Source organism: Kitasatospora sp. NBC_01287 (assembly GCF_026340565.1).
GTDB lineage: Bacteria > Actinomycetota > Actinomycetes > Streptomycetales > Streptomycetaceae > Kitasatospora.
Map to the genome: position 1 here is coordinate 6355289 of NZ_JAPEPB010000001.1, position 25105 is coordinate 6380393.

Consider the following 25105-nt stretch of genomic DNA (forward strand, 5'->3'; position numbering starts at 1 on the left):
GTCGATCGGGCAGCCACCGCACCCTTGGGGCGCGTAGCGTCGAGTCGACAACTCGGAAGGACGTAGTGCAGTGACGATGATCGACTGGACCTGGGTCCGCGCGGCCGACCACTCGTTCGGAGTGCTGGACGGAGGACAGATCCCCGCAGAGACGGCCGACTACTCCACCGGACTGGCAGTTGTCCTCGCCGCGGGTGCTCAGATCTACACCGGGGTCGACACTGGCCCCGTCCGTGTCCACGCCGCGCCCCTGAGCTGCCGCCCGACGAACTTCGGCGACCCCAACGACTGGTCGGAGATCGTGGAGGTCAGCGTGCACGCGCCCCTCGGTGACCTGAAGGTGGACTCTCTCGCCGACGGCCAAGTTCCGGGCCTACCCCAGCTCGCCTCCACGGGCCCCGGCTGGTACCGGATGCTGGTCTGCGCCCGCGGCCGTGACACTGCGTTCGACCAGGTATGCGAGGAGCCCGTTGAGGACTACCTGATCGCAACATGGCCGGAGAAGCCCAGCCCGTCGCTGCTCGTTCGTGCCAGCGACCGCTGCGGGCAAGGTGTCCGCGAGTCCGCAACCCGACCCGTCACCAGCCCACTTCCGCCGCCTGCCGAACTCCGCGAGCAGATCGACTTCGAGCAGCGACGGCGATCCAACCTCCGAAGCAAGCTCTTGCGTGCCGCAGGCCGCAGCAGCGAGGAACTACCAGTGGGCCAGCCGCCGCAGGAAGTCCCACAGGAACCGGCCCCGCGCCCTGCTGACCAGTGACGCGCTGGCTCACCCCGACTTGAGGAACATCACGAGCCTTCGGCCGCACGCTGAGTGTCGGTCGCCGTTCCTATGCTCGGATCATGACCACCCCACCCCCCACTCCTGGCACCGGCACGCCCGAATCCGGCGGCGTCGCCGGCATCGTCGAGCGGATCCTTCTCTCCGACGAGACCCTGCGGATCAGCGAACCCGGCCCGCAGATCCTCGACCCGAACACCGGCCAGTACGTTCCCGGGCCCGCCGTGGTGACCTACGAGGGGCCCGGCCTGCACCGCGCATCCGGCGGCCCAGGGCTCGTGCTGCGCCTGGAAGGCCAGCCCTACAAGGACGACGGCGACGGCCGCTACCTGATGTACACGCCGCTGTCCGCGCCAGTCGCGAAGGAAGGCGATGAGGTGACCGTCGTGAAGAGCAAGGACGGTGCCGCTGTCGGCCGCACCTTCAAGGTCCTCGACCCGGGCGAGACCGGCGCGCTGTCCGTCGTGCGGACGACGTGGATGCGGATCGACAAGGTCGGAGGTGCCGCGTGAGCACCCCGACCGCGCCGGTGGACCTCGATGCAGTCCGCCAGAGTCTGGAGACCACCGTGATGGTCGACTGCGTTCGGATCTCCCGGCCGACCGGCACCGCGTAACTGGACGACGAGTCCGGCCTGGTGGGCCCGGTCCCGGCTGACGTGGTCTAGGAGGGCGCTGGAGCGGTGCTGTCCGCCCACGGTCTCGCTGCGGTCGAGCACCTGATCGGCGGCCAGTGGTTGGACGAAACGCGTCCTGGTACGGGCTGGTGACCCCGCTCGGGGCGCCGCTGCCGTAGCGGTACGACCGGATCGAAGTCGTCGTGGCGGCGGCGCGCACAGCCGGGACGGTGGGCCGGGTCTGGCAGGTGCTGGACGCAGCCGAGGCGTCGACGGTTGAGGTCGCCCGGCCGACCCGCCTGGACGAGACAACAACGCCTTGATTTCGTACCGACGTTGAGTTGGAGCTCCCAGCCTTCTGACGCGGTGGCCGTTCCTGTCCCGCTTGTGAAGAGGAGAATCCTCACGTCCGGCGTCAACCTACGGCACCGACCAAATGATCTGCTCCAGCATGTTGAACAGCGCCAGCTCGCCTTCGTACGTCACGTAGAGTCGGTTGCCCCACATGTTGCTGGTCCCGGACGTAAAGAGCTTCACCTTGTTCTTGTCGTAGAGGTCCAGAGTCCCGCTTGGCTCCAGTACGAGCCGTCCAGGGCCGTTGACGACCCTAGGCGCGGCCCATATCGGCGTCGAGCGGTCGTTGCCGTTGTACAGCCCCAGTTGGCCGTTGGCCTGGAAATCCAGTTGGTAGCCGCCAATAGCTGAGTAGAGCGTGGTGCCCGGCACGAGGACATCCCCGGGTAGCATTCCGGAGCCCCCACTCGGAATGGTCGGATAGTCGGTGTCGTAGACGTAGCCCATCTTACGTCGGTCGGTGACATCGTTGATGGCGGGCTTTCCCCGCGGCAGCAGCTTGTCGGGACCGTTATGACCCGCGGGACCTCCTGTCTGAGGAACGTAAGACTGGGTAGGGTGCTGGTCCTGCCATATGCCCCAGATACGGTCGATATTGGCATGGTGCAGGAAGAATACTGGGTCATTGGGGGAGCTGAGCACATCTCTCATGTTGCCACCTACCCAGTTGTGGACCGCATTGTGGATCCTGCTTGGCCCGATGCCGCCCTCGAGATAGTTGCGGAAGCTGGGTTCGGCTTCACTGTCCCAAGGGTCACGGTCATATGGGGTTTGACCCAGGCAGTCATCGACCTGCTGCCCCGTCGGCAGGTCAGTAACGGCGCCGAACTGGCGCCGGAGAGCTGTCTCGTTGATGTTGACGTTGCGGCATAGCCAACCGTCAGAGACCGTGAATATGCCTGTATCGGTACCGTTTCCGCCCATGAAATTGAGAGTCCAGGGGGTCAGAAAGCCGGCCATCCTCCTGTCGAGAGTCCAGTCCCAGTAGGGAAGCGTGGCGGAGCTGTCTAGCGTACGAAGATCCTCTTCGAGTTCGAAGATGAACTGGCGGTGCCACGGCAGGAAGGCTGGTCCGCCGTGGTATTGATGGAGCTGCGTATGCGTGTCGATATACCAGTCGTAGAATGAATCCTTGCTTTCCAGTACCAGCTCGGCGTACTTCAGCCTCTCGGCACGCCACATCCATGCTTGATTTCTGCGTACCCTAGGGAAGGCTGCCTCTGGCTGGGTCATGGTTGGCCTCCCTTTCATGTGAGCTGAATGGGTGATCCGTCCTTGCTCTCATGGTGGACCTGAGTGGTGGACTCGGCAGTCTCGTTGAGCCGTTTGGGTGACGTATCGGAGTGGTCCGGCTTTACGACCGTCGCCCGGCAGTGGGTGCTCCTCGCTGGGGGCGGAATGTGTGAGGCGGCCCAATCCAGTGCCGAGCAGACGGTGAGCGAGCGCCGGCACTGTCGTTCTTGCTGCCTAGGCTCGGGTGTATGGATACCAGTACGGATCAGAATCCGCGCCCCGTAAGGATCGTCGCATCCGGGCCGAGCGCGACTGTGGAGATTGACGGCCGGGATGTGGCCAAGGAGATCGTGGGCTATCGCCTGGCCCAGGCAGCAGGGGAGTTGCCGGAGCTGCTGCTGCGCCCGCAGGCCGTGGACGACTGGGAAGGTCTGGCCCGGATCGTGGCCGGTGAGGTTCCGGATCCGGGGCCAGCAGCGGCAGCCTTCCTCCAGGCGATCGACCCGGGTGAGACCGGCGCGCTGTCCGTCGTGCGGACGACGTGGATGCGGATCGACAAGGTCGGAGGTGCCGCGTGAGCACCCCGACCGCGCCGGTGGACCTCGATGCAGTCCGCCATAACCTGGAGACCACCGTGATGGTCGACAAGGTCAAGATCACCCGGCCGACCGGCACCCCTCAACTCGACGTCGCGACGGGCCTGGTGGGCCCCGTGCCGGCCGACACCGTGTGGGAGGGAAACGGTGCGGTGCTGTCCGCGCACGGCCTGGCCACCGTCGAGCACCTGGTCGGCGGCCGGTGGCTGGAAGACACCGCATCGTGGTACGGGCTCGTCACCCCACTCGCCGCACCAACACTCCAACGCGGGGACCTCGTCACGGTTCTGGCCGCCGCGTCCCCGACCGCCGGCACCACCGGCCGCACCTGGCAGGCGCTCGACCCGGGCGAGGCCAGCACCGTCGCCGTCGCCCGGGTGACCCGCCTGGACGAGATCGTGGCGCCGTAGGGCCCCGGCTGCTTCCGGCAGGTTGATGGGAGCCTGCCGGAACCCTGGCGCCAGGCCTGGGGCGGCCATTCAGCGCGAGGTGCGAAAGTTGCGATCCAGGCGCCCCCCGTAACGCCTTCCTGCGATCATCGTTTTGCCCTGAGCGATCGACACGAAGCGAGGCAAAGCTGTGACAAGCGTCTATACGGATCTCACCAAGGAAGCCAAGTTGTTGGGCGGACCTGACGCGCTGCGGGCCTTCTACGAAAGTCGAGGTCGGGCGGCAGCTGCCGCATTGGCTAGCGGGAGTCGGTCGGGGGCTGCCGGAATCGGTATTGCAGCCCTTGCGGGTGCCGGCGCGATGTGGCTCGGGAAAGAGGTGCACGCTCGTGTCGCCCGCTCCAGGACCGAGCGGGCGGTGCCTGATTCAGGGCGGGAGAGTGCTGTGGAGGCAACCGGCGGCCCTGCGGCGGAGGGGTGCGGGCAGCCGGATTCAGACAGGTAGCTGCGACCGCTTCCGATAGATGGCACTCCTGCAGCGCCGTGAACTGCCGTTTTGCCAGTTCCATATGGTGCTCAACGCATGCTCGGCCGAGTCTAGTTGGCACATTCGTACAGGGCAGCGCGGACAACTACCCTTCCGGAGCGGCGCGATTGCCGGGAACCGGCCACTAAAGCTGGATCTTCGCCGTAGGTTTCTCCTCGATCGGGGAGCCGGGCGAGGGCGGCGCAGCCATGGCGCTATGTGGTGTGCGGACGACGGCGACATCGACCGTCAGGTGGTCGGATTCGCAGGGGCTGGAGGACCTCGCCTGCCTGGATGCCTCCTTCCTCGGCTCCACACGCGAGCTGGCCCTGGATCAGGGGTGGACGCGCAGGTGGACGACGGCCTGGCGCTTCGGGCAGGTACCGGTGGTCTGCACGGTCCGGGACCTCGCCGAGGCGGAAGCGGAGGCCGTCCGGAGCCGGCCGTGCGCCGTTTCAGCTGGCGGACCGGGCAATGGCATCGTCCGGGACTGGAGTATCTGGTCTCCACCGGCCGCCACCACGGCTTGGGGAGCTTTGAGGAGGAGAGCCTGCGGATTTCGCCGCGGACCTGGGCGGCGGGGTTCAGCTGATGCGGGCGAGGCGGAGCAGGTGGTGCAGGTCGTGGTACGCCTGGTGTGCGCACAGGGCGGTCGCCGCGAGCAGGACGGCGCTGGCGGCCAGTGGCAGGGGGCGGTGGCGCGGGGCCGGGGCGAGCAGCGCGGCGACCCGCCGGGGGACGGGGCCGCCGGCGGCGCGGGGGCGGCGGTGGCGGCCGAGCGCGCCCAGCACCATTTCTGAGACCGGGCGCGTGGCGCGGGTGCGGCGGGCGGCGAGGGCGGCCTTGCCCACGGTCACGGCGACGCGGCGCCGGTCGCCGGTGACGCGGGCGGCGTGCTCGTCCGCCCACCGCTCCACCGTGTAGGCGACGGCGGAGGCGAGTGGCCGTAGCAGGGGATTGGCAGCGGCGGCGAGCTGGGCGGCGTTGGTGAACAGGTAGTGGTGGCTGCGCAGGTGGGCGCGTTCGTGGGCGAGCAGCACCTGCCGCTCGCGGTCGTCGAGGGCGGCGAGCATGCCGGTGGAGACCACGATCTTCCCCGGCAGTCCCGGCATGGCGAAGGCATCGGCCGCCGGGTCCTCCAGCACCACCAGCTGGCGCGGGCCGGGCAGGCACGCCGCCTCCTCGGCGGCGAGGAACGCCCGGGTGCGGCGCCACAGGGTGCGCGCAACCGCGATCACGGCTGCGGCCAGCAGGAGGGAGGCGATGACGGCCACCCACCACGCCGGGGGCTGACCGCGGCGGATGACCGGCAGCGACAGATCGGCCAGAGCGGCTACCAGCGGAATCCGCACCAGGCCCGCGACCGTGAGCAGACCGAGCACGAGGGAGCTGGCGGCGGCCAGGGCGAGCGCGGCACCGGTCAGCACCCACGTGGCAACCCGCGGCTCTAGCCGCTCCGCCAGCGGGCGCGCCGACACCGTGGCGACCAGCGGGAACAGCAGGGGCAGGTACAGGGAGAGGTGCACGGCTTCGGCTACTGTCCCGGGTCGAGGTCGCTGCCCAGCAGCCGACGCAGCAGCTGTTCGTCGCCCGCGTCCATCTCGTCGACGAACCGCTCCAGGACTGCCTCCCGATTGGACTCCCCGGCGAGCAGCTGGTGCATGCGCCGGGCGGTCAGGCCGTAGGAGTCCGCGACGGGCCGGTAGGCGAAGGCCCGCCCGCGCGCCTCCCGGGTCAGCACGCCCTTGTCGTGCATGCGCGAGAGCGTGGTGACCACCGTCGTGCGCGCCAGGTCCTCACCCAGCCGCTCGGCGACCTCGCCCGCCGTCAACGCCTCGTCAACTTCCTGCAGCACGGCGAGCACCCGGGCCTCCAAGGCCCCGTTCGCCCGCCGCTGGAGCGGCTCGTCACCGCGCCGACGCCCCCTGATCCCCATCGGGTTGGTCTCCCGTTCACTCATCGTCTACAGTCGCGTAGACGTCTACGCGCGCATAGAAGTCGCCTGTTGCGACGAGTCTGCCATGCGCGCCCGCACAACGATCCCGAAGGGCGTTTCGTGACAAGCGCAGCCACCGCTCCGGCGGCCCTGGACGGCTCCCGCATCGACGGCGGCCTCTACACCACGGTCACCGACTTCGCCCGCCACACCCACTGGCTGAACCAGCCGATGGTCTGGTGGACCAGCTACGGAGCGGTGCTGTTCGTGCTGCTGCTGATCGCCGCCTGGTGGCGCGCACGCCGGGCGGACGCCGCCGCGATGGCCGGCGCCCTGTCCGCGTTCGCCGCCGCCGCGATCGCCTTCCTGCTCAACTCCGGCATCAAGGACCTGGTCGCCGAGCCGCGCCCGTGCCGGGCCCTGCCCCACGACTTCCTCCTGGAGGCATGCCCGGTCCCCAGCGACTACGCCTTCCCCAGCAACCACACCACCGTCGCGTTCGCCGCCGCCGTCGCGCTGCTACTGATCGACCGCCGCCTCGGGGCGTTCGCGATCGTCGCAGCCGTGCTGATGGGCGCCTCCCGCGTCTACGTCGGCGCCCACTACCCGCACGACGTCCTCGCCTCCGCCCTCGTCGGCGCCCTCGTCGCCATCCCGACCGTCCTCACCGGCCGCCGCGCCCTGACCCCGGCCGTCGAACTCCTGCGCACCGGGGCGCTGCGCCCGCTCCTGTCGGCCGGCTGAACGCCGCCCTGCACCGTGCCCGCCATGGCCATGTGCCCCGGCGGGCACCACTCTGCCGGCGGGCGGTAGCCTGGACGGAACGACGGCGGAGGGGCTCGCCGCAACCGCGACCGGCACGCCGGCCGCCAACGGTCCCTACCTGACGTCTGCCGCACCGGCAGGCGCATCCACAGGTAGGAGGATCATGCCCCGGCACCCCGATGCCCACCCGGCCGAGCCCGGCACCGCTGCGAACCGCAGCGGCACGTCGGCGCGCTCCGAGGCCGGCGAGGCGATTCCCGATCACCTGCGAGGAGTAGGCATGCGCGGCGAGCGCCCGCCCACAACCGGTGGGCCGCCGCCCGCCGAGACCCTGCCCGTCGACCCCGACACCCCGAGCCCGCCCACGACCGGGCAGCCCGCCCGGCCGCGCCAGTGGGACGTGCTCGCCGTCATCGCGCTCGGCGGGGGCCTCGGCAGCGTCGCCCGCTACGGACTCGCCCACGCCTGGGCGACACCGGCCGGCGGCTTCCCCTGGGCGACGTTCACCACCAACATCGCCGGCAGCCTGCTGCTCGGCCTGCTGATGGTCTACGTCCTGGAGCTCTGGCCGCCGACCCGCTACGTGCGCCCGTTCCTCGGTGTCGGCGTCCTCGGCGGTTTCACCACCTTCTCCACCTACACCGTCGAGCTGCGCGGCCTGATCGCCACCGGCCACCTCTCGATCGCCGACGCCTACGCCCTGACCAGCCTGGTCGCCGGACTCGCCGCCGTGTGGACCGGCATCGTGCTCGCCCGCCGCCTCGGCCACCTGCCGGTACGGCGAGGACGCGCCGCCGCTCCCAAGCCGGGGCCACCGCCGCCGCCAAGCCCCACACCGCCCAAGCCATGACCGCCAGCCGAGGGAGCGCACGATGAGCCCGCTGATCCACCGCCACCACGACGAGCCCGCCCCGGCACACGAACCCAGGCCGCCGCTGTCCGGGCCGATGCTGCGGATGACCGTCTATCTCGGCGAGACGGACCTGTACCACCACCACCCCGTCTTCACCGAGATCGTCCACCGCGCCCACCGCGCCGGGCTGGCAGGGGCGAGCGTCTTCCGCGGGATCGAGGGCTTCGGCGCCACCTCCCTCATCCACACCACCCGCCTGCTCGACCTCGCCGAGGACCTCCCCGTCGCCGTCGTGATCATCGACGAGGAGCAGCGCGTGCGCGACTTCCTCCCCCAAGCCGAGGAGGTCGTCACCCAGGGGCTGATCACCCTGGACCCGGTGGAGGTCGTCACCCACCGCATCGGCCCCGGCCCGGCCGAGCGCGGGAAGGCCGGCTGATGGCGGTCCTTATGGTCTTCCTCGGCGGGATGCTCGGCGCCCCGCTGCGCTACCTCACCGACAAGGCCGTCCAGTCCCGCCACGACAGCGTCTTCCCCTGGGGCACCTTCGTCATCAACATCTCGGGCGCGTTCGTCCTCGGCGCACTCACCGGAGCCACCCACGCCCACGGCCTGCCCTCCGACGCGATGCTGCTGCTCGGCACCGGCCTGTGCGGGGCGCTGACCACGTTCAGCACCTTCACCTTCGAGACCGTCCACCTCCTGGAAGACGGCTCACTCGCCGAAGCCGGAGTCAACGCCATCGGCAGCCTCATCGCGGGCATCGCCGCAGCAGCCGCAGGCTACGCACTGCTGACCTGGCTGTGAACCGGGGCACCGCCCCGAGAGGAGCGGCGCCCGACACTATTCACGGGGATCGGGGGGACTTGGTGGGGGTCATCGTCGTCGTCCATCACGGGCAGACGGTCTGGAGCCTGACGGGCAGGGACGCCGGCACCAGCGAGATCGCGCTCGACTCCACCGGTGCCAACCAGGCCGTCGCGATCGGCAAGGCCCTGGCGACCTGGCGGTTCCTGACCCTCTTCAAACCACATCCTGCAAGCCGTCACAGCCCGCTGGCTCGGCCTACCGCCGCCAGCCGCCGCCGAACTCCTCCCACTGCCGCCCAGCGCGTTCGGCATCCTCAGCCACGACAAGGCAGACCCGTCCTCCAGCCATGGAACACCCACCACCCGACCTGACCCCGGCCTACTCCCGGGCCACCGCCGCTGCCTGCCGTTCGGCCGCCACCGTATCCAGATACCGCCCACCCGGCTCCCTGGCCCGCAGCCCGGCATCGAACCGGAACAGCAGCGGAATCCCGGTCGGGATGTCTCCACCTCCCGCTCACCCAGCCGGTCCAGGTGCGCGACCAGGGCCCGCACTGAACTCCCGTGCGCCACCACCAGCACCGTCATCCCCCGCGCCACCTGCGGCACCACCACATCCGCCCAATACGGCAGCAGCCGCCGCTGCACATCCGCCAACGACTTCGCCACCGGCCACGCATCCGGCGGCAGCCGCGCGTACCGCACATCACCGAACGGCGGCACCGTCCCCGACACCGCCGCTGGCGGCGCCACATTCAGCGACCGCCGCCACAGGGAGTACAGCTCCTCACCCGCCTCCGCTCGCACCTCCCGGCCGGTATCGAGTTCACCGGAGAATCTTCTCCTTGCCGCTCACCTGCTGTCCGGCACTTCCGTTCATCGGCTGCGGTGAGCGGGCGCTGCCCGCCGCCGGGCTCGGCAGGGCCGAGGGTGTCCGTCGCGGCTTCTACGCTCGTGATCATGACCCTCACCCCCATACCCCCCGAGCCTCAGCATGTCCGCATCCAGGCCAGCGGCCCGACCGCCCGCCTGGAGCTCAACGGCCGCAACATGGCCGATCAGGTCCGCGAGTACCAGCTGCGGCACACCGCCGGGCAGATCCCGGAGTGCCTGCTGCTGTTGAAGCCGACCGCCGACGTCGACTGGGATGGCGCGGCCCGCGTCCTGGTTGGCGAGGACCCCGATCCGGGCCCGGCCGCCGCGCAGTTCCTCGCCGCGCTCGACGGCGGGGAGGTCGAGCGAGCCGTCCTGGCCCGGCATGACCTCCTCGACGGTGCGCCGCACGAGTTCACCCGGGCGCTGCTCACCCAACTCACCGAGTGGGCGCTGGGCAAGCGCCAGCCCGGCGAGCCCGCCGAGGTGCCGTCCTGATGGCCACCGTGAGCAGCAACGCCGCTGTCCTCGCCGGCCGCCTCGAAGCGCAAGCAGGGACGCTGCTTCCCGCCGCCACGGCCGTCGTCACCCATCACGCGATGCTGCTGGAGACCGCGATCAAGGCCGCCGCATCCGGGCGGCCGGGGCCGAACGCCCCGACCGGTGACTACCGCAGGTCGTGGACCACCGAAGTGCGGGTCACCGCAGCCGGGGTGGAGGCCGTCGTCGGCACCAACAAGCCGCAGGCCGCCCGCCTGGAGTACGGCTTCAGCGGGGCGGACTCCCTCGGCCGGATCTACCACCAGCCGCCTCTTCCGCACGTCGGCCCCTCGGTGGACCGGCTCACGCCCGCCTTCGTTGCCGCGGTCGGGCAGCTCGCCGAAGGGATCGTGCGGTGAGCCAGCTGACGGACGACGTGCACCAGGCGATTGCCGAGGTGCTGCGCTGCCACGGCGCGGGGCTGCTGTCCCGCGCGGTGCTGGTGCTGGAGGTCGTGGACGAGGACAGCGGCGAGCTGGGCCTGTACGTGGAGGCGTCCCCGTCGGACATGCCGATGTGGGACCGGGCGGGGCTGCTGCGCTACGCCGACCTGGACCTTGCCGGTCAGGTCACCGCGTGCCGGATCGGCGAGGCCGCCCTTGACGATGACGGGGACGAGTAGATGACGGTTCAGGGAAGGGTCCTGTCGCTGGCGGTGCAGGCCGCGCTTTCCGGCGCGACCGGGCGAAGCTGCGGCTACGGGGCCGCGCCGGCGACGGCGGACAAGCCGACGGGCAACACGGTGCCGTACACGGTGCTGTACCCGCAGGGTGGGACGGCGTCCGGGCCCCCGTTCGGTGAGTCCGAGGGGGATGGCCGGATAGTGTACCAGGTGACCTCGATCGGGACGACCGCTGAGCAGGTCGAGTGGATGGCCGACAAGGTACGGATCGCGGTGTTCGGGAAGTTGCCGAAGGGCGGGTATGCGACGCCGATCGTCGCGGCCGGGCACACCGTGATCGGCAGGGAGCTCGACAAGGAAGACGGGGCTGCTGTCGCCAACGGCGTATACAGTTACCTCACGCGGATCATCCTGCATGTGACGACACCTGACAGTTGATCCGCACCGCCGCCCCGGACCTTGGGGTGAGCAGACTCACCGTGGAGACCCAGCACGGACGCCCGGCCGCCGGCACGGGCTGACTCCCCGACCACCCCGCCTTCTGCGGGTGGCCGTCAGGGGGGCGGGTCTCCGGCGGTTCGTACCGTTCCGGGTGTCCTGGCTCCCCGGAAATGCGAGTCGAGCGTGGCATCCACGCAGCAGCGGTTCATGCGCCGCGGCATCACCAAGATCTTCTTCCTGAAGACGATCGCCGCCGCCACCAACATCCCGACCCGGGCCGAACTGACCGGTACCGGAGCCACGGACCTGTCGAAGCAGATCTCCGACATCGAGGGCTGGTCCCTGGAGAACTCGCCGATCGAAACCCCGGACCTGGGCAACAAGTTCGCCACCAGTATCCCGGGCGAAGACAAGGCCGCATCGTCGTCCCTCACCTTCTACGAGGACGTGGCGTCGGAGGTCATCGAGACCCTGCTCACGAAGGACACGGCCGGATACATCGCGATCCTGCGCAAGGGCGACGTCCCGACGTCCAAGTCCCTCGACATCTTCCCGGTCCGAGTCGGATCCCGCGCGCCGTCGTATTCAACCGGCACCGAGCCCGCCAAGTTCAAGGTCAGCTTCTCCATCAGCGACCTGCCGACCCTGGACGCGCCTGTGCCGGCCGCCGCAGCGGGCTGAGGGGACGGGCGATGACGACCACCACCACCATCACCTCGCCGCCAGCCGCCGCCGTCGCGAAGGACGCCCACTGGCGGGCGAAGATGGCCCGGCTGCGGGCCCACTCGCTGCCGGAGCGCACCGTGCGGATCTGCGATGACGACGCTGCGAAGCTCGCCGTCACCGACGCGCAGCTGAAACTCGCCAAGGCCCGCGCTGAAGCCCGAACGTCCGGATCCGGGAACGGTGTTGACGACGGCAATGGCGACGCGTTCGTGGAGGCGCACCCGAAGGTCGTCATCGCCCGCTCGTTCCTGGCTAACGCCGAGCAGGACCTGACGGACGCCACGGTCGAGTTGACGTTCCGGGCGCTGCCCCGCCCCGCGTGGGAGGCGCTTCTGCGCGAGCACGCCCCCACCGAAGAGCAGGCCGACAACGGCATGGACTACGACGTGGAGAGGTTCCCCGCCGCGCTGATCGCCGCGTCGCACGTCGAACGGGATCCTTCCGGCACGGAGGTCGACGGCATGACCGTCGCCGACGCGCAGACCCTGCTGGATGAGTGGTCCGACAGCGACGCGAAGGTCCTGTTCACCGGCGCGATGCTCGTCAACCAGCAGATGCGGGCTGACCTGGGAAAAGGCTGACGTCCGACCCGAGGTTCCGGGCGGAGATGGAGCTGTGCGAGACGTACCGCATCCCGCACTCGCAGCTGATGGGAGCTGCTGGCGGCCGGTGGACGGGGCTGGACCGTGACAAGGCGTTGGCGTGGGCCGCCTACCGGCGGGACGTGTGCGATGGCTGCGGTACCCGTGCACAGGAGTGGGATCCGGATCAGGGCGGTGACCGGCACGCGTACGTCGCGCAGACGCACCGTTGCCTGGGCTGTGAGCTGATCGAGATGGAGCAGGAGCAGGTCCCGGAAGGGGCCGAAGGGCGTGGGGTGAGGATCGGGCTGCTGGCGCAGCCCAGATAAGGAGTAGCCGGGTGGCCGGCGCCTACACCCTGTACGTCCAGCTTCAGGCGGGGCTGTCCGGTTTGACGACCGGTCTGCGCGGCGGAGCGCAGCAACTCCGCTCATTTGACGGGCAGTTGTCGTCCACGCGGGCGGAGCTGGAGCGGATGGAGGCGGCAGCTGTCCGGCTCGGCCGCGCCCAGGCCGCCGCCGCTGAGGAAGCGGTCGCCTCTCAGGAGGCGGTGCGCGCCGCGGTGGAGCGGTCGGCCGCAGCCCAGCAGGCCGCGACGGCCACTGCCGAGCGTGCCGGTCGGGCGCAGGTCGTGGCGGCGCAGTCCGCCGCGAGGGCGCAGGCCGAGCAGGCCGCCGCGATCGAGGCGACGACCCGCGCGGCACGGGCGCAGGAACTCGCCCAGACGATGGCCGTCCGGGCGCAGGCCACCACCGGCGCCGGTGCGGTGGCGGCGCAGCGCACTGCCGCCGCTGCTGCGGAGTCCGCGACCAGGGCCGGTGAGGCGCAGGTCGCGCAGGCCGCTCGGGCCGCCGCCGCGCAGGAGGCGGCCGGGCGGGCTGCTGGCCTGGCGGAGCGCACCAGCGCGGGCGCGGCGCAGGCCGCCGCTTCGGCGAGTTCGGCGCGTGCCGCGTTGGCGTCGACGGAGGAGCAGGCCGCCCGCCGGGCCGGGACGGCGGCGATGGAGCTGGGGCGGGCGCAGACCGAGGCCGCTGCTGCGGCGCAGGCCGCGACCGCCGCCCGGGTGTCGGGGCTGGTCAAGGGCGGGGTGCTGCTCGGTGCGATCCTGGCAGCCGGGCTGGCCGGGGCGATGGCCCTTGAGCGGGAGATGGCGAACGTCCTGACCATCTCCCAGCAGATCAACGGGAAGAACATCGGGGCGTTCACCAGCGAGATCATTCGGCTGTCCACTGAACTGCCTCAGACGGCGAGCCAGTTGGCACAGGGCCTGTATCAGATCGTCAGTACCGGGTTCGACGGTGCTGAGGCGATGGACGTGCTGGAGGTGTCCGCGAAGGGTGCCTCGGCTGGTCTGACGACGACGGAGACCTCGGCGAGGGCGCTCCTCGGTGTCCTGAAGGCGTACGGGATGCCCGCCAGCAAGGCGAGCGACGTCATGGACATCATGTTCCAAACCGTCAACAAGGGTGTCATTTCGTTCTCTGAGCTTGCGCAGCAGCTCGGCGATGTCGTCCCGATGGCGGCCGCTGCGGGCATCGGGTTCGATGACATGTCGGCTGCACTCGCGGCCATCACCCTGTCCGGCATCCCCGCAGCCGAGGCCGCGACCAGCCTGAACATGCTGATGACCCGCCTGATGAAGCCGACGAAGGACCTCTCCGCGCTCATCCACGGCCTCGGGTACGAGTCGGCTGCCAGCGCCGTGCAGCAGGACGGCCTGTACGTCGTCATGGGCAAGATCACCCAGGCGACCGGAGGGCAAGCCGAGGCAACTGTCAACCTGTTCAAGGACATTCGCGCATCCAGGGCTGCTCTTGCCCTCGCCGCCGCGGATGGCCAGAACTACGCCGACACCTACAAGGCCATCACCTCGGCCGTGGATCGCGCCGACGCCACGCAGAAGGCGTACGCGATCCAGATGAACACCACCAGCGGCCAGTTCGACCTGTTCAAGAACCGTGCCGCCGCCGCTGGCATGGACGTGGCCCGCATCCTGCTGCCAGTCCTTCAAGAACTCGCCCAGGACGCCTCGGTGGTGGCGAACGCCTTCAACGACCTGCCCGGCCCGGTCAAGTCGAGCATCGGCGTGCTCGTCGCCCTCGGCGCGGTCGCCCTCGTCACCCGCGCCGGCGTCGCGCAACTCTCCTCCCAGCTTGTCGCGTTCCGCGCAGCCACCGCCGAAGCACAGGCCGGAGGGGCCGTGCTGCCCGCCCTGCTGCGCGGAACCAGCCTCGCCGTGTCGGGCCTCACCGGCATCCTCGCCATCGGTGTCCTCGGCTACGCCGCGTACTCCGCGTCCAAGCAGAAGGCCAAGGCCGTCACCGACGACCTGACCGCGGCGCTGCGCGCCGAACGCGAGCAGCACGACGTGGGCGCAGGGATGCGGGCGCTCGCCGAATCCCTCGCCAACAGCGACGACATGAAGAAGCTAAAGGCCGCCGGCCTGGAGATGACGGAAGTCATCGACGGCCTGATGGACGGCGGCGACAAGCTCGCCAAGCTCAACGACAAGCTCGACATCAGCAAGGCCGCGTCGTGGGATCCGAACCTGATGGCCTACAACACGGACTTCGACAAGGCCAAGCAGATCCTGTCCCAGCGTCGCAAGACCTGGGACGACGCGATCAAGGCCGACTCGGAGAGCGCCGCGGCGATGGACATCGTCAGCGCGAAGATCAAGGGCTCCGTTCAGGCCAACCTCGCCGCGTGGTCACCCGAGCAGGCGCTGCCGACCGATAAGAACGGCAACCCGCAGTACTCGGAGCAGATGAAGGCCCTCGGCAAGGCGATGGGCGACATTGTCCAGCCCGCCGAGGCGTGGAAGGCCGCCCAGGACAAGGTCACCGCGTCCAGCCGAGCCGGGGTCACGCAGATCGACCTCGCGAAGACGTCCATCAGCGGGTACATCGACACGCTCAGCACCCAGCAGAAGGCCAGCAAGCAGTTCCAGACCGACCTGGACGAGCTCACCACCCGAGGCTACGGCCCGCTCGCCGACCACTTCGCGAAGCTCGGTGACGCGTCCGCCGGGATGGCCCACGAGCTGGTGGAGAACCTGAAGGCCGGGAAGAAGGGAGCCGCCGACCAGTTGTCCGACCTCACCAAGGTCACCAAGGCCGGGCTCGACGACTACATGGCCGAGCTGCAGCGCCAGTTGCAGACCCAGCGGGACTTCCAGAAGAACCTGTCCGAGCTCGCGGTGTCCGGCCATGAAGACCTCGTCGATCACTTCGCGCAGCTTGGCGTCAGCTCCGCCGGGATGCTCGACGAACTCGTGCAGAGGATCAAGAGCGGGCACGGCCAGATCGCCGACGAGCTGTCATCCGTCATAGAGGAGAGCACCAGCCGCTCCACCGCGGCCTACCGGGCGGGCCTGGAGCAGGTCCCGCTGATCGCCGCGAAATACGGCCAGGACACCGCTCGGGCGTGGGCGACTGCCGCCGAGACCAACGACGTCGTGGCGTTCGGCAAGATCATGGAGCAGATGGCCGTCACCGACATGACGAACGCGGCGAGGGCGGGGGCTGACGCGTCGAAGACGGAGATGGCCTCCGGCCTCGACCTGGTCACCCAGGTAGCCGGCGCCAAGGGCCTGGATGCCGCGGGGGCGTTCTCGCAGGCGCTGCTAGCCGGTGACATCGACAAGGCCATGGACATCCTCAAGAGCATCTGGGGCAGCAAGCAGCCGATCGACGCACCCGACTTGAGCGCCGTGATTGGGGCATTCCACACCGCAGGCGGGAAGGCCAACGACGAGTGGTCGGCCATGCTGACCCTCATCGCGCAGGTCTCCCAGGCCAAGGGCGCCGCTGCCGCGCAGGCACTGACCGCCGCACTGCTGTCCGGCGACATGGGCGCCGTCCAGCGGCAGTTGGACGCGATCGGCGCATCGGTGAGGAGCATCCCCGGGCAGAAGACCATCAACGTCAACGTCAACGCGCCTTCGCGGATCGACGTGCCCGTGGTCCTCACCCCGCAGGGCGCCGCTGGCTGGAACGGCGGCGTGGGCGACTCGCCGTTCGCGGCCCGGCACGCCAACGGCCACATCGTCTCCTACTACGCCGACGGCGGTCTGCGCCGAGGCGAGCAGCACGTCGCCCAGATCGCCCCAGCCGGCACCTGGAGGGTCTGGGCGGAACCCGAGACGGGCGGCGAGTCGTACATCCCGCTTGCACCGGCCAAGCGGGACCGCTCGAAGACGATCCTGGCGGAGACCGCCCGCCGGTTCGGCGGGACCGTCCTGTACGGGACCGGCGGGCACCTGCACCTCGCCGACGGCGGCCTCGTCGCCACCCGGCCCGCCCCGCCGAGCCGAGGTCTGGCCAAGCTCGTCCCCGCCCGCACCTCGACAACCACGGTGGTCGTGCGCGAGGGCGCGGCGGCTCCCCTGGTCGGTTCGATGCCCATCAGCGTCTCCGGCTCCAATCTCACCGGCGAGCAGGTCGCGGATGCCGTGATGCGCCGCATTCGCCACCTCAAGCGCGGAGGACGAGCCTGATGGCCGACCAGCAGCTCAACGACTGGCAGCTCGACATCGACGGTGTGACGATCGGCCACGGCACGCCCATCCTGATTGAGGACATCGAGGGCATCGGCACGCCGTCCAAGCGCACTCCCGACTCGCCGATCCCCGGCGAGGACGGTTCCTACCCCGGCCGGGACCTCCTCGGCGCCCGCACGGTGCGCATCACCGCGGGCATCCGCACCCCCGGCGACCCCGCAGCGGGCCTGGACCTCCTGGCCGCCCTGGAGGCCACCGCCGACTCCGACACCCGCCTCACCTCCGGGGCCACCGCGGTGCTGCGCATCAAGCGGCCGGGCCAACCGGTGCGCCGCAGCTACGGCCGGGTCCTGGCCGTCGAGGCGAACAGCCTCGCCCGCGCGGTCCACGGCTGGCTGCCCGTCACCGTCACCTTCTCCGGCCTGGACCCGGCCTGGTACGCGGACACGGTGTCCGGGGTGACGCTGCCCCTGGACGTGTCGTCCACCCGCAAGCAGGGCATCACCGCGCCGGTCCGCACACCGATCACCACCGGAGTCGCCGACCCGACGAGCCGACCCGGGTGGGCGACCAACAGCGGCAACCGCAAGACGTGGCCGACGATCCGCATCACCGGCCCAGTCGTCGGGCCCCGCGTCTGGCTCGAAGGCGTGGCCGGCGCGGTCCTCGACTTCCCGACGCTGGTCCTTCGCGACGGGGAGCGGATCGACATCGAGACCCGGCCCGGCACCCGGTGGGTGCTGCTCAACGGCGGGCAGGGCTCCGCCGCCGGGGCCCTGTCCCGGGCCTCGCGCCTGGACCAGTTCGCCGTCCCGCCCGGACGCTGCGAAGTCCGCTGGGACGCCGTCGACTCCACCAACACCTCCAGCCTCGCCATCACCTGGCGAGACGCCTACACCTCTGTCTAAGGAGCACCCGCATGACGCTCATTCAGCCGCCGCTCATGGTCACCGGCGGCGTCCACCCCGCACGGGCGATCCGCATGATGGTCCGGGACCTGTCCCGGGGATCCCAGGGCATCACCGAGGGCGGTGACCTGAAGGTCCGCCAGACCGCCACCCCGGGGGCGGGCGTGCGGGTAGGAAACGGCTCCGCGATCGTGCGCGGCGCCACCTGGGGCCAGGGCTCCTACACCCAGTACAACACCGGCGATCAGGTGGTGTCGATCGCGCCGACCGGCGGCACTGGCCGCACCGACCTGGTGTGCCTGCGCATCGAGGACCCCGAGTACGAGGGCAACCGCAACCCCGCCTCGGACGACATCGGCTACTTCTACGTCGTCCCGGGTGTGTCCGCGAACCAGAGCGCGCCGCCGCCGGGGATGACCGCGATCGTCCTGGCCCGGGTCACCCTGCCGCCGAACTGCGCCACGGTGACGGACGCGATGATCACGGACCTGCGGCAGGTCGCCAACCCGCGCCGCGAGCGACGCCTCAAGCTCCTCGGCGGGTTCGGATACTCGCCGATCGGCCCGCAGGTCGGGGTCTGGCAGGAGAACTGGCCGGTCGGCGCGATCGTCGACTTCGATGTCCCGGCGTGGGCCACGTCCGCGTCCGTCGTCACGACCCTGCACGGACTGCGGTTCTCCGGTGAGGTGTTCATCGGGTTCCGGCAGGTCATCGCCGGAGTCATCGGCAACGAAGCGCAGATGGACACCGACGCCATGACCGCCTTCTCGCGCGGCGACATCACGATGGTCGACACCTACCTGTGGCGGCCGGAGCAGCGCGGCACCGTCCAGCGCCTCGCCGTGCAGGCCGGCCGTTACAACGCCTCGGTGGGCAACATCGACGTCAACTCCAACACCACGATGCAGACCGACGTGGACTTCGTGGAAGGCACCTTCTGATGCCCGCTCCCGTCTACCGGTACTTCGCGACGCACGCCCTGACCGGGGAGGTCCTGGCCCCGTACCTTCCGCTGTCCGGCGTCGCGTTCGGCCCGGAGCTGTCCGGGCCCGGCTCGCTGAACGCTGTCCTTGCGCCGCGCTTCGCCCACCTGATGCCGTCCGACGTGGAGGCCGGCACGGTGCTGCTCTGGGCGGAGCGCGACCAGCGGCTGATGTGGGGCGGCCTGAACTGGAGCGCCAAGCCGCAGGACGAGCGCCTGCCCATCGAAGGGGCAGGGTTCTCGTCCTACCTGACCAAGCGCCGCGACCTGCACGGCAACCTGGGCGGGCGCGGCCCCTACGCGGGCACCGACCCGTGCAGGGTGATCGCGGACGTGTGGGCCTACTGCCAGGAGCAGCCCGACGGGGACCTCGGCGTCATCGTGGACCAGCTGGCGGGCGGCTGCCCGGTGCGCCTGGGCGACGCCGAGCACCCGTACACCACCAAGGAGTGGGAGGCCCCGGCGCTGTCGAGCATCGTGCGGGACGCCACCGGCGTCGACCAGGGACCGGAATGGACCGAGACGGTCACCTGGAACGGCGAGCACCCCGAGCGGCACGTCGTCCTCGGCTGGCCCCGCCTGGGAACCCGCCGCGAGGACCTGCACTTCGCCTCCGGCGTCAACATCGCCGAGAGCACCCCGATCACCTCCGACGCCGACGACTACGCCCAGGTCGTCATCGCGCTCGGCGCGGGAGAGGGCAGCGCCAAGATCCGCACCGTCGACGCGGTCCGCGACGGACGGCTGCGCATGGAAGCCATCCTGGACCGGCCCAGCGTCACCAACGCCACCACCCTGGCGCAGCTTGCCCGCGCCGAGCGCACCCGCCGCCAGCAGCTCGCCACCGTTGACGAGATCACCGTCTTCGACCACCCCGCCGCGCCCATCGGCTCCTGGCAGATCGGCGACGACGTCCGCGTCACCATCCACGACCAGTGGGGTGATTTCGACGGGTGGTGCCGCATCACCGCCTGGACCCTGCACCCCGCCGAAGGCGAGAAGCCCGAGACCGCGACGCTGCGCCTTTCCCGCCCCTACACCACCGGAGGATGACTGTGCCCAACCCGCTCGACCAGCTCGCCCAGCGCATCGCCGACCTGGAGGACTCCCTGCCGGAGCTGTCCCGCTCCTCGCGTCTGGCCTACTCCAGCGTCGACGACGGCGCTCTGACGGTCACCGCCGGCGGGACGGTGCGCGCCGTCATCGGGCAGCAGCCCGACGGGACGACCGCCGTCAACGTGATCAACGGCCCGACACCACCGGTCCCTTCGCCGCCCGTCGTCACGCCCGCCCTCGGCGGTGTCCTGGCGGTGTGGGACGGCACCTTCGCAGGCGGCTCCCCAGCGCCTCTCGACCTTGGCCGGATCGAGGTCCACGCCTCGCCTACGGCCGGATTCACCCCGGGTCAGGCCACGTTGGTGACGACCGTGGAGTCCCCGCAGGGCGGCAGCGTCCTCGTCCCGACCGGTCAACCTGTATGGGTACTACTGATGGCCAGGTCGACAAGTGGGCGGGCGTCGGCGCCGTCCGGTGCCGCGCAGGCCGGGCCAGCGAAGGTCGTCGCGGACTCGGTCCTCGCGGGGATCATCGGCGAACTCGCGCTCGCCGATGACGCGGTGACCGCGGCGAAGGTCGCTGCTGGGGCCATCGACGCCGACGCCATCGCCGCGGCGGCGGTGACGGCCGCCAAGCTCGGCGCCGCGGCGGTCACCGCCGGGAAGATCGCGCCGGATGCTGTCGGGAAGGGCACGATCGCTGCGGACAGCGTGACCGCCCGCGAGGTCGTGGCCGGGACGATCAGTACCCGCGAACTGGCCGCCGGTGCGGTCACCACCACCCAGCTCGCGGCCGGGGCCGTCACCACGACCCAGCTCGCCGCAGGATCGGTGACCGCCGGTCAACTCGCGGCCGGGGCCGTCACCACACCGACGATCGCCGCCGGGGCCATCACCACCGCGCAGCTCGCCGCGGACTCTGTCGCCGCCGGGACGATCGCCGCCGGGGCCATCACCGGCCGGGAGATCAAGGCGCTGGCCATCACCGCCGATAAGCTCGCCGTGAACTCGATCACCGCCGACAAGCTCGCCGCCGGGGCGGTCACCGCCACGTCGCTGGCCGCCGACGCCATCGACGGCAAGACCATCAAGGGCGTCACAGTCATTGGCTCCACGGTGCAAACCGGGCTCACAGGCCGCCGTGTGCTGCTTTCCCCGGAGAGCCCTGAGGGCGACAACGCACCCTCAGTCAGTTTCTACTCCGGTGACACCCGGGAGAAGGTCCCAGCGGAGATCACCGCGTACGTCGCGCCGAACCCCGCCGGAATCGCTAGCGTCACCAGGGTCACCAGTCCGCAGTTGACCGACAACGGCACCCACACGCCATCGGTGTTCCTCTCCGCTGGCAGCCCGGCAGACGGGTACTCCCCGGCCGGTGTGTGGAGCCTGGACGCCACCGGCGGCTGGACCGCCGGCGCCGCCAATCTCTACGGCACCGCGGGCACCGGCACCGACGAGTTCACCGAGGCCAGGGTCCAGACCGAGGTGTACCGCACGGACACCAACAAGCCCGCCGTCCACATCCTGAGCCCGTCCTCTTGGAAGGTCCAACTCGCCGACCAGGTAGCCGCGATGTACCTGTCGAAGAGTGGACTTCTCGTCAAGGCCCTCGTCGGGACAGTGGAGGTCCAGAGCAGCGCCGTTCAGCTGACCGGCTGCAACCTGATGCTGACGCACGGCGCCCGCATCACCACGGATGACGCCTGGATCACGCCGGTTTTCCAGAACGGCTGCTCTCAGCTTGCCGGTTGGCAGAGGGTTCAGTTCAAGCGGCTACCGCACGGGTTCGCGGCATTGCGCGGGATCGTCGCCATTCCCGCCGCGATGACCGGCGGCGTGATCTTCAATATCAGCGCCGCCAGTGGCTGTCGTCCCCTGGTCGGGGAGGTCTTCGCCGGTGCGAGCGCCACCAACGTGGGCGCGAACGTGTTCGTCTACCCGAGCGGCGATGTGGTTCTCACCAATGCGACAGGTGGGCTGGGCGGCTGGCTGTCCTTCGGTTCCCTCCAGTGGTCCTGTGTGGACTGACGGCCTCTCCCCGATGGGCCGTATGATCATGTGTGGCGCGGGGACGCTGATACGGAGCAGCTCGTGAGTGTCCCGCCCACCGCTGAGCCCACGCTGTGGGAGCTGCAGCGTGCCCTCACCCAGTTCCGTGAAGATCAGCGAGACGGCATCGCCGGACTTCGTGACGATCTGCGAGCTGACATCCAGGCGTTGGCAGCCAGGTTGGAGCAGGTCGTCACCAAGGACGTCTACCAGTCCGACCAGCGCCTGATGGCGCAGCGCGTCGACGTGATCGAGCGGGACCTGGCCACGGAGCGCCGGGCTCGCGAGGATGCGGAGACGGCGGCGGTGGCCGCCCGGCGGTGGCTGATCGGCGCGTTCGTCGCGCCGGTGGTCATCGTGCTGCTCCAGCTGTGGCTGATGACGAAGGGCACCTCGCCCTGAGTCGGGGGCGACCCCGACAGCAGTACCAACCAAATCATGGCGCGGGGGAGAAGCAGGACGCGCCTCAATGACACAGCTCGTGACGCGGAGTCAGCTCGGCTGGCCCGCCTCGGCAGCACCCGACCAACCCACCGCACGCGGTGTGAAGATCCATTACGAGGGGACGTTCGTGTCCCCGTCCCTGGCCGGCGACCACAGTCAGTGCGTCGCGGAGGTTCAGGCGATCCGTGCCAGCCACCTCGCGAACACCAAGGAGGGTTACGTAGACGTCGCGTACTCCTACCTGGCGTGTGTGCACGGCATCCTGTTCGAGGGGCGTGGCATTGGCAAGCGGACCGCCGCGAACGGCGACCAGGACCTCAACCGGGCGCACTACGCGGTGTGTGCACTGATCGGCGACAAGGGCCTGACCCAGCCGACCGACGCGCTGCTGTCGGCTCTGCGAGACGGCATCGACCTGCTGCGCCAGCACGGCGCCGGCGGTGAGGTGCTGGGGCACTGTGACGGGTACGCGACCGAGTGCCCGGGAACTCCGCTGATCGCCTGGGTGCGATCCGGTGCGCCGCGGCCCGGCGGCTCCCCGGCCCCGTCGCAGCCGTCGACCGGTGCCGCGCCCGCCTGGCCGGGCCGGTACCTGGCCGACTACTGCGAGGGCCAGGACGTGGCGGCCTGGCAGCAGCAGATGGCCGCCCGAGGCTGGCAGATCACCGTCGACGGGAAGTACGGGTCCAAGTCGGCCACGGTGTGCAGGTCCTTCCAGTCGGACAAGGGCCTCGACTCGGATGGGGTCGTCGGGCCGAAGACCTGGTCGGCGGCGTGGACCGCTCCGATCACCTGAGCGGCCCCCACCGCCGCGAATAACACCCCTACCTGATTGAGGAGTTCAGTGAATCTGTACGTTTCTCTGCTGCGCACCGGCGTGCCCGCGCTGGTCGGCTGGCTCGTCGCCCTCGCCGCGGGGTACGGGCTCGACCTCGACCCGGCCGCGCTGGCCGGAGTGGCTGCGCCGGTGGTGAGCTTCGTCTACTACGCGCTGTTCCGCACCGCCGAGGTGTACCTGTCGCCGCGGTGGGGCTGGCTGCTGGGCTGCGCCCGCCCGCCGCAGTACCCGGTCGGGAAGGCCGCGCTGCCGCCCGCGTGACCGGGCCGCGCCGGTGCCGCGCGGTGCCGCGCCGCCCACGAGTAGCCCGCCCCGGCCCTCCCGGGGTGTGCTGAAAGGGGTCGCAAGTCCGCGCGGTGCCGGAAAATGGTTGGGCCCCCATTCCTTGCGGAATGGGGGCCCGACCTCTTGGATCACCCACTGTACCAGCGAAACTGCGAATGGTTTTCCCGACCAGCGGCCATAAACTCAATACTCACTGATGTGAGGAGTGCGGCATGGCGGGAGCGGCGAAGAGCCCTCTGGTACTGGTTGGAGCGCAGGAGTTCGCGGGGGTCTACGACGGGCCGGCGCGCAACACGGCGCAGTGGATCCAGCGCGGGGTGCTGGGCTACGACGAGGCGGTGATCGTCTCGGGGCGGGCGTACTGGCCGATCGGGGTCGCCGTCCAGTTCGGTGAGGCCACCGAGCGGAAGAAGGTCCCGAACATGGAGTTCGTCGAGAAGCTGGTCGCCGAGCAGGCCCCGGGGCGGAGCGTGAAGGCGGCGCTGGCCGTGCGGGCCGGGGACCTGCCGCCGATCGTCGGGAGCCAGGAGATCATGGTGCTGGTCGGCGAGGATCCGGCGACGGCTGGGGGGCCGTTCAGCAAGGCGATGAAGGACGGCGTGTTCACTGAGCCGGACTGGCGGCTGTCGGGGTCGCCGCTGTGGCTGCTGCCGAACGCGCTCGCCGGTCTTGACCGGATGCGTGAGCGCCCCAGGTCGCGGCCGCTGGAGGTGATCCCGGCGGTGCTGGAGAGTCTGGAGGGCGGCACGTACGACGGGCCGGGATCGCAGGTCATCACGCGGGGCAGGCAGTCTGCCGAGAGTTGACCAACCCTCACGTGTGAGTATAGAATTTACTCACGAGGGGGCGACCTGGCCCGCTCATGAAGCCGGAGTCGCCATGTCCGCACGCCCCCCTCCCTGCGTCGCCTCGGCGACGGGTCGGCCGGTAGCCCATTCGGGTGCTGGCCTTCAACTCGACTTGTATGGGGATTCTTCGTAGTATCCCCATCACTGCGAGGGGAGAAGCGATGACCGCCGTACTGCAAGACCAGCTGCCCGGCCTGGAGGCCGTGCGCCGCATCGTCCAGCCACCGGCCGACAGCGGGCGCCAGCAGACCATCCAGGAACGGTTCGAGCAGTTCCACGCCCACAACCCCTGGGTGCTCTCCGAGCTGGAACGGCTGGTCGGCGAATGCATCGACGCGAAGTTCTCCAAGATCAGCCTCGGCATGCTCTTCGAGATCATCCGCTACTCCTACGGCCGCGCGACCCTCTCCGCCGACGACTTCCGCCTGAACAACGACTTCCGCAGCCGCTACGCCCGGCTCCTCACCCACGAGCACCCCCACTGGGCGCCGTACATCGAGGTCCGCGCCCTGCGTACGGACTGACGCACCACATGACCTCTTGGAGAATCACCC

Annotated in this window: 29 protein-coding genes and 1 pseudogene; 26 read left to right on the forward strand and 4 right to left on the reverse strand. The window is 70.1% G+C overall.

Annotated features, from left to right (window positions below):
* The first annotated feature begins 70 nt into the window (after positions 1–70).
* Both OG455_RS27580 and OG455_RS27585 read left to right on the forward strand, forming a co-directional pair.
* Positions 71–760 carry a hypothetical protein gene (locus tag OG455_RS27580; protein ID WP_266298194.1) on the forward strand — a complete coding sequence of 230 codons (690 nt, stop codon included), beginning with the start codon at positions 71–73 and terminating at the stop codon, positions 758–760.
* An 83-nt stretch (positions 761–843) separates the two neighbouring features.
* Entirely contained in the window at positions 844–1293 is a 450-nt protein-coding gene (locus OG455_RS27585; protein WP_266298196.1) for a DUF6093 family protein, read from the forward strand.
* Between the two features lie 524 nt (positions 1294–1817).
* Here the strand turns inward: OG455_RS27585 and OG455_RS27590 are convergent.
* Positions 1818–2984: a tyrosinase family protein gene (locus OG455_RS27590; RefSeq protein WP_266298198.1), complete on the reverse strand. Its 1167-nt coding sequence runs from the start codon at positions 2982–2984 to the stop codon at positions 1818–1820.
* A 248-nt stretch (positions 2985–3232) separates the two neighbouring features.
* Here OG455_RS27590 and OG455_RS27595 point away from each other — a divergent pair, with 248 nt between their 5' ends.
* Together OG455_RS27595 and OG455_RS27600 are read left to right on the forward strand one after the other, a co-directional pair.
* Positions 3233–3562: a hypothetical protein gene (locus OG455_RS27595; RefSeq protein WP_266298200.1), complete on the forward strand. Its 330-nt coding sequence runs from the start codon at positions 3233–3235 to the stop codon at positions 3560–3562.
* Positions 3559–3990 (forward strand): DUF6093 family protein, encoded by a 432-nt coding sequence (locus OG455_RS27600; protein ID WP_266298202.1) that lies wholly within the window; start codon positions 3559–3561, stop codon positions 3988–3990. The genes OG455_RS27595 and OG455_RS27600 overlap by 4 nt, the downstream gene beginning before the upstream one ends.
* Before the next feature lie 1089 nt (positions 3991–5079).
* Here the strand turns inward: OG455_RS27600 and OG455_RS27605 are convergent.
* Positions 5080–6021: a M56 family metallopeptidase gene (locus OG455_RS27605; protein WP_266298204.1), complete on the reverse strand. Its 942-nt coding sequence runs from the start codon at positions 6019–6021 to the stop codon at positions 5080–5082.
* 8 nt (positions 6022–6029) lie between these two features.
* A complete protein-coding gene (locus OG455_RS27610) occupies positions 6030–6455 on the reverse strand; it encodes a BlaI/MecI/CopY family transcriptional regulator (protein WP_266298206.1) in 426 nt (141 codons plus the stop codon).
* A 96-nt stretch (positions 6456–6551) separates the two neighbouring features.
* On the opposite strand from OG455_RS27610, the gene OG455_RS27615 reads away from it, so the two are divergent.
* The 5 genes from OG455_RS27615 to OG455_RS42255 all read left to right on the forward strand — a co-directional run bounded on the left by OG455_RS27615 (position 6552) and on the right by OG455_RS42255 (position 9230).
* Positions 6552–7175, forward strand: coding sequence for a phosphatase PAP2 family protein (locus tag OG455_RS27615; protein WP_266298208.1), 624 nt, complete (start codon positions 6552–6554; stop codon positions 7173–7175).
* Positions 7176–7359: 184 nt separating this feature from the next.
* Positions 7360–8046, forward strand: coding sequence for a CrcB family protein (locus OG455_RS27620; protein ID WP_266298210.1), 687 nt, complete (start codon positions 7360–7362; stop codon positions 8044–8046).
* 97 nt (positions 8047–8143) lie between these two features.
* Positions 8144–8488 (forward strand): DUF190 domain-containing protein, encoded by a 345-nt coding sequence (locus OG455_RS27625; protein WP_266300975.1) that lies wholly within the window; start codon positions 8144–8146, stop codon positions 8486–8488.
* Positions 8488–8856: a fluoride efflux transporter CrcB gene (gene crcB / locus OG455_RS27630; protein WP_266298212.1), complete on the forward strand. Its 369-nt coding sequence runs from the start codon at positions 8488–8490 to the stop codon at positions 8854–8856. The genes OG455_RS27625 and crcB overlap by 1 nt, the downstream gene beginning before the upstream one ends.
* A 62-nt stretch (positions 8857–8918) precedes the next feature.
* On the forward strand, positions 8919–9230 hold the full coding sequence (locus OG455_RS42255) for a histidine phosphatase family protein (RefSeq protein WP_353963015.1): 312 nt from the start codon (positions 8919–8921) through the stop codon (positions 9228–9230).
* A 147-nt stretch (positions 9231–9377) separates the two neighbouring features.
* Here OG455_RS42255 and OG455_RS42260 read toward each other — a convergent pair.
* A pseudogene (locus OG455_RS42260) lies at positions 9378–9665 on the reverse strand (2,3-bisphosphoglycerate-dependent phosphoglycerate mutase); the annotation flags it as partial.
* 153 nt (positions 9666–9818) lie between these two features.
* Between OG455_RS42260 and OG455_RS27635 the strand changes: the two are divergent.
* The 17 genes from OG455_RS27635 (at position 9819) to OG455_RS27715 (ending at position 25075) form a co-directional block, all read left to right on the forward strand.
* On the forward strand, positions 9819–10229 hold the full coding sequence (locus OG455_RS27635) for a hypothetical protein (protein WP_266298214.1): 411 nt from the start codon (positions 9819–9821) through the stop codon (positions 10227–10229).
* Entirely contained in the window at positions 10229–10630 is a 402-nt protein-coding gene (locus OG455_RS27640; RefSeq protein WP_266298216.1) for an HK97 gp10 family phage protein, read from the forward strand. Before OG455_RS27635 ends, OG455_RS27640 begins: the two co-directional genes overlap by 1 nt.
* Complete coding sequence (locus OG455_RS27645; protein WP_266298218.1) at positions 10627–10893, forward strand: hypothetical protein; 267 nt, start codon at positions 10627–10629, stop codon at positions 10891–10893. Before OG455_RS27640 ends, OG455_RS27645 begins: the two co-directional genes overlap by 4 nt.
* The gene (locus tag OG455_RS27650) at positions 10894–11331 is read left to right on the forward strand and encodes a hypothetical protein (RefSeq protein ID WP_266298220.1); all 438 of its coding nucleotides are present in this window, start codon (positions 10894–10896) and stop codon (positions 11329–11331) included.
* 186 nt (positions 11332–11517) lie between these two features.
* Positions 11518–12015 carry a hypothetical protein gene (locus OG455_RS27655; RefSeq protein ID WP_266298222.1) on the forward strand — a complete coding sequence of 166 codons (498 nt, stop codon included), beginning with the start codon at positions 11518–11520 and terminating at the stop codon, positions 12013–12015.
* Between the two features lie 11 nt (positions 12016–12026).
* Entirely contained in the window at positions 12027–12641 is a 615-nt protein-coding gene (locus OG455_RS27660) for a hypothetical protein (protein WP_266298224.1), read from the forward strand.
* A 26-nt stretch (positions 12642–12667) separates the two neighbouring features.
* A complete protein-coding gene (locus OG455_RS27665) occupies positions 12668–12970 on the forward strand; it encodes a hypothetical protein (protein WP_266298226.1) in 303 nt (100 codons plus the stop codon).
* A gap of 11 nt (positions 12971–12981) precedes the next feature.
* Entirely contained in the window at positions 12982–17139 is a 4158-nt protein-coding gene (locus OG455_RS27670) for a phage tail tape measure protein (protein ID WP_266298228.1), read from the forward strand.
* Positions 17139–18050 (forward strand): hypothetical protein, encoded by a 912-nt coding sequence (locus OG455_RS27675; RefSeq protein WP_266298230.1) that lies wholly within the window; start codon positions 17139–17141, stop codon positions 18048–18050. Before OG455_RS27670 ends, OG455_RS27675 begins: the two co-directional genes overlap by 1 nt.
* 11 nt (positions 18051–18061) lie before the next feature.
* Positions 18062–18991 (forward strand): hypothetical protein, encoded by a 930-nt coding sequence (locus OG455_RS27680; RefSeq protein ID WP_266298232.1) that lies wholly within the window; start codon positions 18062–18064, stop codon positions 18989–18991.
* Positions 18991–20085: a hypothetical protein gene (locus tag OG455_RS27685; RefSeq protein ID WP_266298234.1), complete on the forward strand. Its 1095-nt coding sequence runs from the start codon at positions 18991–18993 to the stop codon at positions 20083–20085. Before OG455_RS27680 ends, OG455_RS27685 begins: the two co-directional genes overlap by 1 nt.
* 2 nt (positions 20086–20087) lie before the next feature.
* On the forward strand, positions 20088–22115 hold the full coding sequence (locus tag OG455_RS27690) for a hypothetical protein (protein WP_266298236.1): 2028 nt from the start codon (positions 20088–20090) through the stop codon (positions 22113–22115).
* Between the two features lie 63 nt (positions 22116–22178).
* Positions 22179–22538, forward strand: coding sequence for a hypothetical protein (locus tag OG455_RS27695; RefSeq protein ID WP_266298238.1), 360 nt, complete (start codon positions 22179–22181; stop codon positions 22536–22538).
* Between the two features lie 79 nt (positions 22539–22617).
* Positions 22618–23376, forward strand: a complete 759-nt coding sequence (locus OG455_RS27700; RefSeq protein WP_266298240.1) for an N-acetylmuramoyl-L-alanine amidase — start codon at positions 22618–22620, stop codon at positions 23374–23376.
* Positions 23377–23424: 48 nt separating this feature from the next.
* Positions 23425–23679 carry a hypothetical protein gene (locus OG455_RS27705; RefSeq protein WP_266298242.1) on the forward strand — a complete coding sequence of 85 codons (255 nt, stop codon included), beginning with the start codon at positions 23425–23427 and terminating at the stop codon, positions 23677–23679.
* 236 nt (positions 23680–23915) lie between these two features.
* On the forward strand, positions 23916–24509 hold the full coding sequence (locus OG455_RS27710; protein WP_266298244.1) for a hypothetical protein: 594 nt from the start codon (positions 23916–23918) through the stop codon (positions 24507–24509).
* Between the two features lie 203 nt (positions 24510–24712).
* On the forward strand, positions 24713–25075 hold the full coding sequence (locus OG455_RS27715; protein WP_266298246.1) for a hypothetical protein: 363 nt from the start codon (positions 24713–24715) through the stop codon (positions 25073–25075).
* The last annotated feature ends 30 nt before the right edge of the window (positions 25076–25105 follow it).

Coding starts and splice junctions, on each gene's coding strand:
- OG455_RS27585 (WP_266298196.1), top strand. CDS start 844: ATGACCACCCCACCCCCCACTCCTGGCACCGGCACGCCCGAATCCGGC.
- OG455_RS27590 (WP_266298198.1), bottom strand. CDS start 2,984: ATGACCCAGCCAGAGGCAGCCTTCCCTAGGGTACGCAGAAATCAAGCA.
- OG455_RS27595 (WP_266298200.1), top strand. CDS start 3,233: ATGGATACCAGTACGGATCAGAATCCGCGCCCCGTAAGGATCGTCGCA.
- OG455_RS27610 (WP_266298206.1), bottom strand. CDS start 6,455: ATGAGTGAACGGGAGACCAACCCGATGGGGATCAGGGGGCGTCGGCGC.
- OG455_RS27620 (WP_266298210.1), top strand. CDS start 7,360: ATGCCCCGGCACCCCGATGCCCACCCGGCCGAGCCCGGCACCGCTGCG.
- OG455_RS27625 (WP_266300975.1), top strand. CDS start 8,144: ATGCTGCGGATGACCGTCTATCTCGGCGAGACGGACCTGTACCACCAC.
- crcB (WP_266298212.1), top strand. CDS start 8,488: ATGGCGGTCCTTATGGTCTTCCTCGGCGGGATGCTCGGCGCCCCGCTG.
- OG455_RS27635 (WP_266298214.1), top strand. CDS start 9,819: ATGACCCTCACCCCCATACCCCCCGAGCCTCAGCATGTCCGCATCCAG.
- OG455_RS27640 (WP_266298216.1), top strand. CDS start 10,229: ATGGCCACCGTGAGCAGCAACGCCGCTGTCCTCGCCGGCCGCCTCGAA.
- OG455_RS27650 (WP_266298220.1), top strand. CDS start 10,894: ATGACGGTTCAGGGAAGGGTCCTGTCGCTGGCGGTGCAGGCCGCGCTT.
- OG455_RS27660 (WP_266298224.1), top strand. CDS start 12,027: ATGACGACCACCACCACCATCACCTCGCCGCCAGCCGCCGCCGTCGCG.
- OG455_RS27665 (WP_266298226.1), top strand. CDS start 12,668: ATGGAGCTGTGCGAGACGTACCGCATCCCGCACTCGCAGCTGATGGGA.
- OG455_RS27675 (WP_266298230.1), top strand. CDS start 17,139: ATGGCCGACCAGCAGCTCAACGACTGGCAGCTCGACATCGACGGTGTG.
- OG455_RS27680 (WP_266298232.1), top strand. CDS start 18,062: ATGACGCTCATTCAGCCGCCGCTCATGGTCACCGGCGGCGTCCACCCC.
- OG455_RS27685 (WP_266298234.1), top strand. CDS start 18,991: ATGCCCGCTCCCGTCTACCGGTACTTCGCGACGCACGCCCTGACCGGG.
- OG455_RS27710 (WP_266298244.1), top strand. CDS start 23,916: ATGGCGGGAGCGGCGAAGAGCCCTCTGGTACTGGTTGGAGCGCAGGAG.
- OG455_RS27715 (WP_266298246.1), top strand. CDS start 24,713: ATGACCGCCGTACTGCAAGACCAGCTGCCCGGCCTGGAGGCCGTGCGC.